The 14,050-nt window shown below is 65.5% G+C and carries 14 protein-coding genes and 1 pseudogene; 7 read left to right on the top strand and 8 right to left on the bottom strand.

Translation table 11 applies throughout. The annotated features are described in order from the left end of the window. The first annotated feature begins 127 nt into the window (after positions 1-127). Positions 128-1,048 (top strand): LLM class F420-dependent oxidoreductase, encoded by a 921-nt coding sequence (locus G6N43_RS20725; protein WP_083149893.1) that lies wholly within the window; start codon positions 128-130, stop codon positions 1,046-1,048. Here G6N43_RS20725 and G6N43_RS20720 read toward each other — a convergent pair. Next, complete coding sequence (locus G6N43_RS20720; protein WP_234810018.1) at positions 1,032-1,298, bottom strand: hypothetical protein; 267 nt, start codon at positions 1,296-1,298, stop codon at positions 1,032-1,034. The two genes, G6N43_RS20725 and G6N43_RS20720, sit on opposite strands and share 17 nt — an antisense overlap. Before the next feature lie 15 nt (positions 1,299-1,313). Here G6N43_RS20720 and G6N43_RS20715 point away from each other — a divergent pair, with 15 nt between their 5' ends. Further along, positions 1,314-1,802: a hypothetical protein gene (locus G6N43_RS20715; RefSeq protein WP_163657903.1), complete on the top strand. Its 489-nt coding sequence runs from the start codon at positions 1,314-1,316 to the stop codon at positions 1,800-1,802. A gap of 7 nt (positions 1,803-1,809) precedes the next feature. Here the strand turns inward: G6N43_RS20715 and mhpA are convergent, their stop codons facing one another. From mhpA to G6N43_RS20700, 3 genes are read right to left on the bottom strand one after another with little or no spacing between them, the layout of a single operon-like run. Continuing rightward, positions 1,810-3,414, bottom strand: coding sequence for a bifunctional 3-(3-hydroxy-phenyl)propionate/3-hydroxycinnamic acid hydroxylase MhpA (gene mhpA, locus G6N43_RS20710; protein ID WP_407664918.1), 1,605 nt, complete (start codon positions 3,412-3,414; stop codon positions 1,810-1,812). Continuing rightward, positions 3,405-4,343: a fumarylacetoacetate hydrolase family protein gene (locus tag G6N43_RS20705; RefSeq protein ID WP_083149891.1), complete on the bottom strand. Its 939-nt coding sequence runs from the start codon at positions 4,341-4,343 to the stop codon at positions 3,405-3,407. Before G6N43_RS20705 ends, mhpA begins: the two co-directional genes overlap by 10 nt. Then, positions 4,340-5,470: a VOC family protein gene (locus G6N43_RS20700; protein ID WP_083149890.1), complete on the bottom strand. Its 1,131-nt coding sequence runs from the start codon at positions 5,468-5,470 to the stop codon at positions 4,340-4,342. The genes G6N43_RS20705 and G6N43_RS20700 overlap by 4 nt, the downstream gene beginning before the upstream one ends. Positions 5,471-5,574: 104 nt before the next feature. On the opposite strand from G6N43_RS20700, the gene G6N43_RS20695 reads away from it, so the two are divergent. After that, the gene (locus tag G6N43_RS20695; RefSeq protein ID WP_083149889.1) at positions 5,575-6,261 is read left to right on the top strand and encodes a TetR/AcrR family transcriptional regulator; all 687 of its coding nucleotides are present in this window, start codon (positions 5,575-5,577) and stop codon (positions 6,259-6,261) included. 185 nt (positions 6,262-6,446) lie between these two features. After that, positions 6,447-6,707: pseudogene (locus tag G6N43_RS31105) on the top strand (amidohydrolase family protein); the annotation flags it as partial. Positions 6,708-6,751: 44 nt separating this feature from the next. Here G6N43_RS31105 and G6N43_RS20685 read toward each other — a convergent pair. Next, complete coding sequence (locus G6N43_RS20685; protein WP_083149887.1) at positions 6,752-8,584, bottom strand: acyl-CoA dehydrogenase; 1,833 nt, start codon at positions 8,582-8,584, stop codon at positions 6,752-6,754. Positions 8,585-8,678: 94 nt separating this feature from the next. Beyond that, on the bottom strand, positions 8,679-9,356 hold the full coding sequence (locus tag G6N43_RS20680; protein ID WP_083149886.1) for a DUF427 domain-containing protein: 678 nt from the start codon (positions 9,354-9,356) through the stop codon (positions 8,679-8,681). A 111-nt stretch (positions 9,357-9,467) separates the two neighbouring features. Between G6N43_RS20680 and G6N43_RS20675 the strand changes: the two genes are divergently transcribed. Together G6N43_RS20675 and G6N43_RS20670 are read left to right on the top strand one after the other, a co-directional pair. Continuing rightward, positions 9,468-10,895: a WS/DGAT/MGAT family O-acyltransferase gene (locus G6N43_RS20675; protein ID WP_083149885.1), complete on the top strand. Its 1,428-nt coding sequence runs from the start codon at positions 9,468-9,470 to the stop codon at positions 10,893-10,895. A gap of 114 nt (positions 10,896-11,009) precedes the next feature. Then, positions 11,010-11,543, top strand: coding sequence for a hypothetical protein (locus G6N43_RS20670; protein WP_083149884.1), 534 nt, complete (start codon positions 11,010-11,012; stop codon positions 11,541-11,543). Positions 11,544-11,550: 7 nt separating this feature from the next. Here the strand turns inward: G6N43_RS20670 and G6N43_RS20665 are convergent, their stop codons facing one another. Beyond that, complete coding sequence (locus tag G6N43_RS20665; RefSeq protein WP_083149883.1) at positions 11,551-11,808, bottom strand: DUF2631 domain-containing protein; 258 nt, start codon at positions 11,806-11,808, stop codon at positions 11,551-11,553. Between the two features lie 89 nt (positions 11,809-11,897). Between G6N43_RS20665 and G6N43_RS20660 the strand changes: the two genes are divergently transcribed. Next, positions 11,898-12,731 (top strand): mycofactocin-coupled SDR family oxidoreductase, encoded by an 834-nt coding sequence (locus tag G6N43_RS20660; protein ID WP_083149882.1) that lies wholly within the window; start codon positions 11,898-11,900, stop codon positions 12,729-12,731. Here the strand turns inward: G6N43_RS20660 and G6N43_RS20655 are convergent. Further along, positions 12,724-14,016 carry a cryptochrome/photolyase family protein gene (locus G6N43_RS20655; RefSeq protein ID WP_083149881.1) on the bottom strand — a complete coding sequence of 431 codons (1,293 nt, stop codon included), beginning with the start codon at positions 14,014-14,016 and terminating at the stop codon, positions 12,724-12,726. The genes G6N43_RS20660 and G6N43_RS20655 overlap by 8 nt on opposite strands. Between the last annotated feature and the right edge of the window lie 34 nt (positions 14,017-14,050).

The following is a 14,050-nucleotide window of genomic DNA, read 5'->3' as shown; positions in this document are numbered from 1 at the left end:
CCCGGTGACCCTTCTGCGGCGTGAACCCTGTACTTTCCGTGGTTCGCATGGTAACGACATTCTCGGAAATCGAGAAGATTGTTCTAGCGTTGAATGCGCGGCTCGGCCGCGCGGAAGCGGAGCAGGTATGCGGTTCACGTTCACCCACCCGATGCACAGCCATCCGTACAACCCGGAGCTGGTGACCGGCTCGGGTATCGCGACCGTCGCGGCGGCGGCCGAGGCGGCCGGCTTTCACGGCTTCGGGTTCACCGATCATCCGGCGCCGTCACAGCGATGGCTGGAGTCCGGCGGCCATGACGCGGTGGATCCGTTCGTCGCAATGGGCTACGCCGCCGCGCGGACCACGACGCTGCGGCTGATCCCGAACATCGTCGTGCTGCCGTACCGCAATCCGTTCGTGGTGGCCAAGGCGGGGGCGACGCTCGACCTGCTGTCCGACGGGCGGTTCACGCTCGGGGTCGGCGTCGGTTACCTGAAGCGGGAGTTCACCGCGCTGGGGGTGGACTTCGACGAACGCGCCGCGCTGTTCGAGGAGGCACTCGAAGTGATCCGGGGGATCTGGACCACCGACGACTTCTCTTATGAGGGGCGGCATTTCAGCGCCAAGGGAATAACCGCGCACCCCAGGCCGGTGAGCACACCGCATCCGCCCATCTGGATCGGCGGCAACACCACGGCCGCGCGCAAACGTGTCGTCGAACACGGTGACGGCTGGTGTCCGTTCCCCGCACCGGCGATGCTCGCGCAGACCGCGCGGACGGCGGTCATGGATGCCGAGACGTTGGTTGAGGGGATCGAGGACCTGCGCCGCAGGTTCGACGCCGCCGGCCGGGACTTTACGGGCATCGATATCACGTTCACCAACGCCGAGGGTGGCAGCCCGGGCGACGACGACTTCAATGCCGACGCCTATCTCACCGGTCTGGAAAAGCTTGCGGCCGCGGGTGTTACGTGGGTCCAGGTCGGGTTGCCGGGCGACAGTCTGTCGCATGTGCTGGAGACCATCGACCGCTTCGGCAGTTCGGTGATCAAGGCCGCGCGGTGAGCGCGGGCGCGATCCACCGGCGAAGGTAAGCCCGCAGTTCTGCGCCGGTGCGCGGGGGTTCGGCGGGTGCGATGACCATCGATTGGATGATGCGCAACAGGAACTCGACCAGCTCGTCGATGTCGGCTTCGGAATAGCCCAGCGCGGCCCAGTTAATTCGGGTGTGCTGCAGGATGACCCGGCACCGTGCGATCACGACGGGCTCCAACATGCGGCGGCTGAACTGGTTGGCCCGGTCGTTCTCGAGCAAGAGCGTCAGCAGCGGTTGTTCCGGCAGCTGCTCGATGATGTAGGCGACGACGTCAACCAGCTGGTGTGCGACATCGTCGGGGTCGCGGGAGTGCTGACGCCGATCGGTATTGCGATCCTGAGCATCCCGTCCTCGCTGTTCAGCGGGAAGGTCACCGCGCAGGCGATTGTGTTCTCGATCGAGCTCGTCATTGTCGCGGCCATCGCCGTGCCGGTACTGGTCAGGCAGTGGCGGCGCGTGCGGGCCGACGGCAGTACGGCGGTGAGCCCGTTCGTGCGAATCTACGGTCCCGTGTATCTCGGCGTGCTCGCCGTGCTGTGGATCAGCGCGATGCCTGCGTATTTCGCGGCCGCCGACGGTATGACGAGCGATGGCACCCCGACGGGAAGCCTGCTGCACACCGCGCTGAGCTTCGTGGTGGCGGCGCTGGGTGTCGGCGCAGCCGCCTCGGTCGGGACGCACGAGCGCCGAGGCGTCACCGCCGAAACTGCGGGGAGATCGTGATTTTTCGCTAAATAGCGATCTCCCCGCAGTTTCGGCGACGTGCGGCTCGTCGGCGGTGGCCGTCCGCGCCGGAGGATTGGCGGCCTGACACCCGATCCCACCTGAAGTGCGGCGTGACCTGGCAGATCCTTTCAACGTCGTGCCCGGCGTACATGACGGTGCGGTCTGGTCGCACGAGCGCCGCCGTGGCGCGTCCGTGGCGCAGCCACTCGGCGATTTCGGAGTCCGGCGGCGCGATATGGATGGTGACGCCGCGGTTGTCGAGTACCCGGCGCTGACCAGCGGTGGGCGCCACGGCGGTAATCATCGCAAACCCGTCGCCGAGGAGGTCGTCGAGTGACTTGCCGTCGGGGTAGGGCGGGTTGGGGCAGAGGGTGCCAGCGAGTCGTCCCCGGGTGGGTCGCACGAAGGCCGAGCGGTGCAGGGCGGGTGTGCGACTGTCGACGACCTTGGTGCGCATACCGGGAATGAGCTGTAAGCGTGTGACGAGCAGCCGTCTGGCGAGGTTGCCGAATTCGCCTCCGGCCGTCATTGCCCAGCCGACGACGAGTGCCAGCCGAATCATGTGGTGGGCGTGGGGTTTCCGTTCCTGCTCGTAGCTGTCCAGTGCGGTGGGCGGCAGTTCGCCTTTGATGACGCCAGCAAGCTTCCAGGCCAGGTTCACCGCGTCGCGCAGACCGGCACCGAGACCCTGGCCGATGAACGGCGGGGTGAGGTGCGCGGCGTCGCCGAGCAGGAAGATGTTTCCGCGTCGCCACCGGTCGGCGATCCGCGCCCGGAAGGTGTACTCCGCCACGCGGATCAACGCGATCTCGGTGTCGGTGACGCCCTGCGTCCACGGTGCGATGAGCGGTCGAAGCGCCTCGATGGTTCGGAAGTCGTCGGCGGATTCGCCGGGCAGGAGCCGGAATTCCCAGCGGTACCGCGATTCTCCGATCCGCATGTAGGTGCCTGCGCGTACGGGATCGCACACCTGGTGCACGCCGTCCCACTGGTCCAGGTCGGCGGGGGTGGCCGCGTCGATGACGAGCCACCGTTGGTCGAACTTCATATCGTGCATATGAGAGCCGATGTGGGTGCGCACGATGCTGTTGGCGCCGTCGCAGCCGAGCAGGTAGTCGGTGTCGACGACATGAGTGGAACCGTCGGTGCGGTCGACGTAGGTGACCCGAATCCGGCCGTCGCGTTGCTCGGTGACGCCGGTGACCTCGGCGTCGCCCCGCAGTTCGACGCAGGCGTAGCGCTCGAGGTTGGCGCGTAACAAGGTTTCGAGTTCCGGCTGGTCGAACATGTTGGCCTGCGGGAAGCCGTTGACCGACAACGAGGTGTCGCGGCGAAACTCAGCCAAAACTTTCATCGTGGGATCGAGGAGACGAAGGCCTTGGGCGGGTCGTGAGATCGCGGCGAACTCGCCGGCGATTCCGAGTCGCGCGATGACACGGTAGATCTCGTCGTCGAGATGCACCGCGCGGGGCTGACGGTAGACGCCGGCCCACCGGTCCAGCAACAGACAGTGAATGCCGTACTGCGCCAACAGGGTTGCGACGGTGGTGCCCGTGGGTCCCGCGCCAACGACGACCACGGCGGGCGCGTCCTCCACCGTCACGCGTATCTCACGACGGTGCGCTGCACACCGAGGTCGATCAAGCCGTCGTCGGTCGCGACACCGAGCTCCACCACGTCGCCGTTCTTCAGGTACTTCGTGTTCTTGGCTTGACGCTTGAAGAACGCCCTCCACTTGACCGCAGGCGGAAGCAGAGACCCGATGATCTCAATCGGCTTCGGTGGTGCGCTCAACGCGGTGCCGACCGGCGTACCCGTCATCACGAGGTCGCCGGCGGCCAGATCCTGGAAGCGGGCCAGCGATTGCAGTGCCTGCAGCGGCGGGTAGATCATGTCGCCACCGACGACCATGTCCTGGCGCACCTCGCCGTTGACCTGCAGCCGCAGACGCAGATCAGTGAAGCGCTTCAGTTCGTCCGCGTCGAGCAGCACCAGTGCGGGTCCGACGGGGGTGAACGTCGGATACGACTTGGCCTCGTAGAACTGAGTCTGCGGCAGCTGGACGTCGCGTGCCGAAACATCGTTGGTGACAACGAGTCCGGCGATGTAGTCGGACAGCGAGGACTCTGAGATCGCCGTACCGACGAGAATGTCCTTTCGGATCACCAGGCCGATCTCGACTTCGTAATCCAGGAACTTCACGTGGCTCGGCTTGACGATGTCGTCGAACGGGCCGCTGATCGACGCCGACGACTTGCGGAAGAACGTCAGCGGGATAGAGGCGGGATCCATCCCGGCGTCCTTGACGTGCGAGGCGAAGTTCGTCATCTGGGCCACGACCCGGCAGGGCCGTGTCACGGGGGAGATTAGCGAGAGTGACTCGACCGGCACGGTGTCGGTGCCGTAGGCGGCCCATTCGACCGCCTCGTAGTCAGCGATCAGATCGCCGGTGGTGGTGGCCGTCGTGGCGATCTTCGATGCGCCGGTGGGGGTTTGGACCCACCAGGCGTCGGCGGTGCGAAGAACGGAGATCGTCATGAGGTGGCTGCTTTCATCAGGCCGCGAAGGCGGGTGAGGGTGAACTCGTTCTTGTCGCGAAGCGCGGCCACCATCGAGAGCGCTTCGTGGGGAAGTGCTTTGGGGTTGACGCCGAGGAAGTCCTTGGTGACGGCGGGGCCCCACTGGGACAGGCCCGACGCGGTGAACGGTGCCCACCCGGGCTCCAGCGTATTGTCGAATATGTCGCCGTCGGCGAAATGCTCGACGAGAAATCCGTCGGGATCGCGCCAATAGTCGAACAGCTGGCTGCCCTGGATATGGCGGCCGATACCCCAGGACCGGAAATAGCCACGCTCACGCAGGTATTCGCCGCCGGCGGCGAGCGCATCGAGATCACACACCTGGTACGCCGAGTGCACGTAGCGATTGACTGGACCCAGCGTCAACGCCAACGTGTGATGGTCGGTGGGAACCGAACCATGGTCGCAGCGCATGAAGCTCATGACCGGGCCGCGGTCGCGTTGGCCGGGGTAGTAGAGAAAGTCGCTGACGATCATCCCGAGTTTGTCGAGGTACCAGTTCAACGCCTCGGAGTATCGGGTGGATGACAGGACGACGTGCCCGAGTCGCTGAACCTTCGCCGGCGCCCTGGGCGGGCGTTGGGTCGTGTTGACGCGCGCGGGGCGATCACCGAAATTGAAGGTGTGGACGTCCTGCGCCGGCAGTGCGGGGAGGCGGTGCATTCCGGCGACCACCTTGACCGGGATTCCGCTTGGGTCGATCAGCCGCGCCGACACGCCCCCGATGGAGTCGGGGAGCGCCTGCACTGTCGTGCCCGTCGCGTCGGCGAGGCGCAACACGTCGACCTCGTCCTGGGCCGCGAACGCGGTCCCGACGAACCGTGAGCGCGGGCCTCGACGCAGGATCACGCACGGTGCGCCGGGGTCGGTGCCACGCAACCGCACCTCGTCGGGAGAGTGCCACTCGGTGGCGAAGCCGAATGCCGACGCGAAGGCTTCGGCGGCCGCGAGGTCCGGCTTTTCGAACTCCAGCCAGGCGATATCGGCGACCTTGATCACCGGGTTTCGTGACCGCCCGGGATGCTCGCCCGCGCGAGCGCCTTGCTCGCTGTGCAGGTCACTGTGGGTGCCGATGATGTCGCTCATCCCCGCCTCCTCGCTAACTGACGAAATCGTCACATGCGACGTACACTCAGTCAATAGTTTCTGACGAATTCCTCAAAAGTGAGGATTTCTGCTACGGTGAGCGGGTGAGCGATCAACCAGAGGCGTCGGTCAACCGTCTCGAGCGGCGCAAACAACGCACGCGCGCAGCGTTGATCAAGGCGGCGCAGACGTTCATCGCCGCCGGCAAGGTCAACGTCCCGGTCCTGGAGATCACCCAGGCGGCCGATGTCGGGATGGGTTCGTTCTACAACCACTTCGACAGCAAGGAGCAGCTGTTCGAGGCCGCGGTCGCCGACGTCCTCGACGCCCACGGTGCGTTGCTAGATGAGCTCACCTCGTCGATCGAGGATCCCGCGGAAACGTTCGCGTGCAGCTACCGGTTGACCGGCCGGTTGTTCCGCCGTCGCCCGCAGGAAAGCCAGATCCTGCTGGCCAACGGAATGACTCTGTTGGCTTCGAAGAAGGGGCTGGCGCCGCGTGGCCTGCGTGACATCCAAGAGGCCACCCGGGCGGGGCGATTCACCGTCGATGATCCCGAGCTCGCGTTGGCGATGGCGGGTGGCGCCTTGCTGGGGTTGGGCAATCTGCTGCGGCATCAAGCCGACCGTGACGACGCCGAGGCGACAGACAAGGTGACTGAAGACATCCTGCGGTTGTTCGGCCTGCCTGCCGACGAGGCCCGCGAAATCAGCCGCCGTCCACTGCCTGACCTGGATGCCCTCGCCGAAACTGAAGATACGCAGGATATTTCGCGCAAATCGCCTGCATAGGTTCAGGTTCGAACCAGCTCTATGAGAGGAGCGACGGTGCAGAGAATCGACACACACCAACATCACATCCCGCCCGACTATCGAAAAGCTCTGCAGAAGGCGGGAGTCGAGGATGCCGGTGGTCGAGCGATCCCCGCGTGGAACGTCGACGACGCACTGCACGCCATGGCTCAACTCGACGTCGCGGCCGCGACCCCGCCGACCTCCTCGATGAATTCTCGGGCTTCTACTTCGACACTGCGCTGTCGTCGACTGCTGCGGCGTTGCCCACGCTGCTCGCGTTCGCCAAACCCGGACACATCACGTTCGGCTCCGACTGGCCCTTCGCGCCGGTGGAGGCCAGCCAGTACTTCGCCGCCGGGCTAGAGGCGTATCCAATGGCCGTCGCGACACGTACGGCGATCGAGCGCACTAACGCGCTCGCATTGTTCCCACGGCTGGGTTGACGCCACCGCGCCAGCGCAGAGACAGTTTTGGCGACGAGCGCTAGTTAGAACGAGGCCTCCGGCAGTCGCATGATGTCGTCGTCGACGGTCTCGACGATCGTGCGAACGGTGCTGATCCTGGGCAGCATGTTCGACGCGAAGAACGCGGCCGTCGCGATCTTGCCCTGATAGAACGCCTCGTCACTACCCGACGCTCCGGCCGCCAGCGCCGCATGCGCGACGTCTGCCTGCGCCAGCAGCCGCCACCCGATGATGAGGTCGCCGACGGCCATCAGGTAACGCACCGACGAGAGCCCGATCTTGTAGATTTCCGAAGGGGTCTCCGAAGCGGCCATCAGGTAACCGGTCAGTGCGGCAGTCATCGCCTGCACACCGGCGAGTGCAACCCGAAGCAGTTCCGCCTGCGGTTTCAGTGCGGCGTCACAACTTTCGATGGTCTTGCTGATCTGCGCTGCGACATGCGCCAGTGCGGCGCCGTTGTCGCGGAAGATCTTGCGGAAGATCAGATCCAGCGCCTGGATCGCGGTCGTGCCCTCGTACAGCGAGTCGATCTTCGCGTCGCGGATGTACTGCTCGATCGGGTAGTCCTGCAGGAAGCCGGAACCACCGAGCGTCTGCAGCGATTCGGTCAGAATCTCGTAGGCTCGTTCCGAACCGACGCCCTTGACGATCGGCAGCAGCAGGTCGTCCACACGGTGCGCCAGATCCGGATCCGCTCCCGAGACATGTTGGGCGACATCGTTGTTCTGATGCGCCGCGGCGTACATGTAGAGCGCTCGCAGACCTTCGGCGTACGCCTTCTGGGTCATCAGGCTGCGCCGCACGTCGGGATGGGCGATGATCGCTACCCGAGGTGCGGTCTTGTCGGTCATCTGGGTCATATCCGCGCCTTGGATACGCTCCTTGGCGTACGCCAGCGCGTTGAGATACCCCGTCGACAGCGTGCCCGCCGACTTGACACCGATTGTCATCCTGGCGTTTTCGATCACCGTGAACATCTGCGCGATGCCGTTGTGCACATCGCCGACCAAATACCCGACGGCCGGAATACCATCCGCACCGAACGTCAACTCGCATGTCGGCGATGACTTGATGCCCATCTTGTGTTCCAGGCCGGTCACGAAAACGCCGTTGCGAGCGCCGAGTTCGAAAGTCTCGGGGTCGAAGAGGAACTTGGGGACGTAGAACAGGCTCAGCCCCTTGGTGCCCGGTCCCGCGCCCTCTGGTCGCGCGAGCACGAGATGGAAGATGTTTTCCGCGGTGTCGCCGACGTCGCCGCCGGAGATGAAGCGTTTGACGCCCTCGATGTGCCAGGTGCCGTCCGGCTGAGCGATGGCCTTGGTGCGCCCCGCCCCGACATCCGAACCGGCGTCGGGTTCGGTCAGCACCATGGTCGCCGCCCATCCGCGTTCGACACCCACTGCGGCCCAGCGCTTCTGCTCGTCATTGCCTTCGATGTACAGCGCGTTGGCCATGGTCGGTCCCAGTGCCCACCAAAAGGCAGCCGACGAGTTGGCGACCAACAGCAGTTCGTTGACGGCCCACACCAGAGGCGCCGGCGCAGGCACTCCGCCGATCTCCTCGGCGAGGCCGATGCGCCACCAGTCGGAGTCCTTGATCGCCTGGACCGACTTGGCCAATTCGCCGGGGACACTGATGGAATGGGTCTTCGGGTCGAACACCGGCGGATTACGGTCGGCGCTGGCGAACGACTCCGCGACAGGCCCCTCGGCCAGCCTCGCGACCTCATCGAGCATGGTGCGCACGGTGTCGCTGTCGAGATCGCCGTAACCGCCGGAATTCAAAACGCTGCCCAGTCCGAGCACCTCGAAGAGGTTGAACTCGATATCGCGCACATTGCTGATGTAGTGCCCCACAGCTGTTTCCCTTCGCTCTAGCCGATGGAAGTGTGGCTGAGCAGGGGAAATGTACGCAACCGTAACTTACGGTGCCGTAGGGAGCGGCGCCACGTCACGGTTGCGGCAGTTGCGCCACCACCTCGACCCGATCGGGATCGAAGCTGAAATAGCCCTTGATGGGCAGGGTTTCGGGCAGCGGTTCCTCATAACTCCACGCGACATCGGCGACGACGTCGTCCCCGTGGGCCGCCGACCAGTACGTCGCATAACCCTTGTAATTGCAGTAGCTACTAGTCGTCGAGCGCCTTAGCAGTTCGGTGCGCACATGCGACGGTGCAACGTAGAGGCGCGGTTCGAGCGCCGTCTCGAAGACGATGACCGTGTCCGACGTGTCCACCAGGACCTCGTCACCGAGGGTGACGCGCAGTGCGCGATCGGTCGGTCGGCAATCGACGCGGTGATACGGATTCGGCGGGTAGTGCACGAGCCGGCGGCCTTCCTCCAGCCAGGTGTCGACCGCATCCCATGGCACCTGGACGAACCCCGGCGCCTCGGCCACCGGTTCACCCGGCAGATCCCCGATGTCCTCAGGAATGAATGCATAACTCAGGGGTCGGTCGGGCCGATGCACCAGCAGTACCCGTTCGGTGTCGATCACCGCGCGACCGTCGCGCAACGCCTGTACCCGCCGAGGATGAGGTTCGACGAAGACGCTGCCTGCGGCCAGCGGTGGAGTAAACCATCCGGCAGGATGGGTACTCAGCGGACCACGCCCGGTGACGAGACTCATGGAATCAGCTTTACAAAGTCTTGAACGAGTGTCATTTCTTTGCCGAAGCAAGTGAGGACGCCACCGAGCGGGTCCGACCGGGGGAACCGGTTAAAGCCGAAGCGGGGGGATATGAAACGACTCAACGGCGTCGACGCCTTGGTGTTGTACAGCGAAACGCCCGAAGTGCACATGCACACGCTGAAGATCGGGATTCTCGATGTCTCGGGTGTCGACGACTTCAATTTCGAGATGTTTCGTCGGGTCGCCTATCCGCGCTTGATGGCGTTGTCGCCGCTGCGCTACCAGCTGGTCGACATCCCGCTCAAGCTGCACCACCCCATGTGGGTGGAAAACGGCCACATCGACCTCGACTACCACCTGCGCCGGACCCGTGTGGCCGCGCCCGGCGGTAGGCGCGAACTCGACGAGCTGATCGGCGAGATCGCCAGCACGCCGCTGGACCGCAGCCGTCCGCTGTGGGAGATGTACTTCGTCGAGGGCCTGGCCGACAACCGGATCGCGATCGTGCACAAGGTGCATCATGTCCTCGCCGACGGGGTTGCGTCGGCCAACCAGATGGCGAAGGCGCTGGAATCGCAGGACGTCGCGCACGCGATGCCGCCGCGGCTGGACGGCATGCCGCGCACCACGGCGCGGCTGCTGGCCGCCGCAGGCCGCGATCACGCCGGGCTGATCCGGAAGCTGCCCAGGTTGATGAGCGAGACCGCCGCAGGCGTCTCTCGTGTCCGACGGCGGTCCAAGGAGCGTGGGGCCCACCCGGAACTCGCCCGCAATTTCGCGCCGCCGCCATGCTTCATCAACCACGTCGTGACACCGGGGCGGCGGTTCGCCACGGCACCGCTGGCGTTGTTCGACGTCAAAGAGACCAGCAAGCACCTCGGGGTGACGCTGAACGACGTCGTGCTGGCGTCGGTCGCGGGTGCGCTGCGGCGCTTGCAGTTGCGCTACGACGGCTGCGCCGACGCGCCACTGCTGGCAGGGGTGCCGGTGAGCACCAACCCCTCACGAGAACGATTGGCGGGCAACGAGTTCAGCTACATCACCCCCTCACTGCCGGTGCACGTCGACGACCCGCTGGAGCGGGTGCGGCTGACCGCGTTGTCCTCTGGCATCGCCAAGGAGAATCACCAACTGCTCGGACCCGCCCTGTTGCCCGCGTGGATGTCCTACCTTCCGCCGGCGATGGCGCCCGCGATCTTCCGCCGCCAGGCGCGGCGGGTGGAGTCCGCGAGCGTGTTCAACCTGACGGTGTCGAACGTCGCTGGGCCCCGCGATCGGGGCGCCATCGAGGGCGGCATGGTCACCGAGATCTACTCGGTGGGGCCCGTGGTCGCGGGCAGCGGGATGAACATCACGGTGTGGAGCTATGTCGACCAACTCGCGATCTCCGTGCTGACCGATGACGTCACGCTCGCCGACCCGCACGAGGCGACCGACGCGATGATCGACGCGTTCGTCGAGATGCGGCGGGCGTCCGGCCTGTCCGGCGAGCTGACGGCGGTGGGTGCCGTCCTACCGTTGGCCGCGGCAAGCTGACATCACCTCCACCTGCTCACTTCTCTGCCGAAGCCTTACAGATTTTTCGAATTCGTCAGGTCGGCAGGAAAACTCGTCCTTTACAGATCACTGGGAAACTGTCACGCTGCTTAGGTGCCTTTGCCGCTCAACGAGCTGAACTCCATCGGGAGCCGTCGGTACCAGCTGACAGTGGTCGCGTCGAACGTCGTCGATCTGGTCGGATCGGCCGGTGGGTGGATGTGTGACAGGGCGAGAGCCGGATGGGACGTCAAGGTGGTGCTCACCGACGACCACGACACACGGCCCCTCGCGATCCTGGGTGCGTCTCCGCTGGAGGCCGACGCAGAGTTGCTGGACGTGATCAAGGCGGCGTCACGCGACGGCGCGCTCGCGGTCAGCACGGCTGCCCTGGCCGACGATCGGATCCGCGCGAGCGTGGTCGGAATCGTGAAGCGCGGCACGACCCACGTGACCGTGTGGGGCGAGGATTGGCCGACCGACTTCGGTCGTCCGACAGACCCGGTCCAGCATCAGCTGAGTGCGGCGGCCAGGGCCTTCAAGGCTCATGCCCTCGGTGCGGCGAAGGCGTCAAACGGTCCGGTGGCGGGTACCGAGACCCTGTTCAGCCTTGGTCCGGACGCACTGCGCCCGCTGTACTCCGTCTAGCGGATGTCTAGCGGATCCAGCCGCGACGACGCAGCCACCAGTCGCGGCCGACCGCGAGCAGGATCAGGGCGGCGAAGCCGATGAGGAATCCGTCTTCGACGTGTCCCACGTGGTTGCCACGCAACATGGCCAGCAGGAACGCCGCCGCAATCAGGCCGCCGATGTGGATGAGCTTGTGGTTCTCCTTCGACCAGCCCCATTCGGCAGACGGCACATCCTCGACGTCAACGGTGTCGGTGCGTCGTACGACCTCGGTGGTGGCCACGCTTGCTCCTCATGGTGGGCTGACAACTGCCGACATTCTGGCATACCTGTGTTCGGGAGGTACTACACACGTGCGTAGGGTGATGCGCCATGGCTGACCAGTTCGAAGGCAAAGTCGCGTTCATCACCGGCGCTGCGCGGGGGCAGGGACGGGCACACGCCGTCCGGTTCGCCGAAGAGGGCGCCGACATCATCGCGTTGGACCTGTGCGACCAGCTCGACAGCGTCGCCTATCCGATGGCGACCGCGGAGGATCTCGAGGAAACGGTCAAGCTGGTCGAGAAGACCGGCCGGCGAATCGTCGCCGAACGCGCCGACGTCCGTGACCTCGAGCGGCTCAAGGCCGTCGTCGCCAACGGGGTAGCCGAGTTCGGACGGATCGACTTCGTGCTCGCCAACGCGGGCATCCTGCCGGCCGCAGGGGAGCAGGGCACCCAGATCGGAGCGTTCGTCGACGCGGTGAACGTGATGCTCAACGGTGTGTATTACACGATCGTCGCCGCGCTGCCCGCGATGTTGACGCACGGCGAGGGCGGGGCGGTCGTGATCACCAGCTCCGCTGCGGGTTTCAAGCCGGTGACCGTCGATTTCGGCACCGCCAGCCACGGTGCGGCCGGATACACCGCCGCCAAGCACGGCGTGATCGGAATCATGCGCCATTTCGCAATAGCGTTGGCCGAGAAGAACATCCGCGTGAACTCGGTGCATCCGGGTGGCGTGGCCACACCGATGATCTACAACGAGGCGATGGCGGAGTGGTCCGTCGAGCATCCGAACTTCAGTCCGTCGCAGCAACCGCTGCTGGCCAATCCGCCCGTCGAGCCCGAGGTCATCAGCGACACCATGGTCTACCTGTGCGGCCAATCCGGCAGGTATGTGACCGGGGTGGCGTTGCCGGTGGACGGCGGACAGATCGTCAAGTGATCTCGCCGTAGCGGCGCAGCGCCTCGGCGCGTTCGGCTTTGTGGTCGACGATCGGCTCCGGGTAATCGTCGTCGTCGACGTCGGGGACCCACCGGCGCACGTAATCACCGTTGGGGTCGAACTTCTCACCCTGCGTCGTCGGGTTGAACACCCGGAAGTACGGCGCCGCGTCGGTGCCGCAGCCCGCGGCCCATTGCCATCCGTGCTGATTGTTCGCCATATCGCCGTCCACCAGTTGGTCGAGGAACCAGCGCGCGCCCCACTGCCACGGCAGGTGTAGATCCTTGACCAGAAACGACGCCACGATCATGCGTACCCGGTTGTGCATGAAGCCGGTCTGCGCCAGCTGTCGCATGCCGGCGTCGACGATGGGGAACCCGGTACGGCCGGCCTTCCAGGCGTCGAACAATGCCTGAGCGTCCTTGTCGGTGTCGACCGCAATCTTGTCGAACGACGAGTTCCAGTTCCACCATGCACTGTTGGGCCATTCGTTGAGCACGGCGGCGTAGAAGTCTCGGAAGGCCAACTCACGCAGATATGCCTGCGCGCCCGCGCCAGTGCCGAGGTCGGCCGCCATGGTCCGCGGATGGATGGTGCCGAACTTCAGGTGCGCCGACATGCGGCTGGTGGCGGGCAGGTCCGGACGGTTGCGGTTGTCGGCGTAGCCGTCGAGTTGCTTCTGCACGAACGACTTCCATTGACGCCGCGCGGCGGTCTCTCCGGCGGGCAGCTCCAACTCGATCCCGAGGTCGGGGATCGCCACCGCGCCGGGCACATCCTCGGGGTCGATCCACTGCGCGGATTTCGGGCCGGACGACGCCGGTTTGCGCCAACCGTGTCTGCGCCACGCGGAGAAGTACGGGGTGAACACCTTGTAGGGTGTGCCGTCGTCCTTGGTCGCCCTGCCCGGCGACACGAGATAGGGCGACCCGGTGGCCTCCAGCGGTGTGTCGCCCAGCGCCTCGCGAACCGCGTCGTCGCGCCGTCGTCCGAACGGGGCATAGTCGCCCGATACGTGTACCGACGCCGCACCGATCGCCTTGGCCAGCGCCGGAATTCGTTTCTCCGGACGGCCGCGGCTCACGTGCAACCGCCCGTCGAGGCTGTCACGCAGATCCCGCAGCGTGTCGTAGAGGTATTGCAGCCGGCGTTGCCCCGACGACGCCTCCAGACGCGGGTCCAGGACGTAGCAGGCGAGGACCTCACCGTCGGGGGCGGCCGCGTCCAACAGGGCGGGCAGATCGCTCAGCCGCAGATCGCGCCGGAACCACAACAGTGTGGGCATGCCATTGATGCTGCCCGTATTTGCCTGTAAAGAA

The organism is Mycolicibacterium moriokaense, from assembly GCF_010726085.1.
Classification (GTDB): domain Bacteria; phylum Actinomycetota; class Actinomycetes; order Mycobacteriales; family Mycobacteriaceae; genus Mycobacterium; species Mycobacterium moriokaense.
This window is presented reverse-complemented; position numbering and strand designations above follow the sequence as displayed.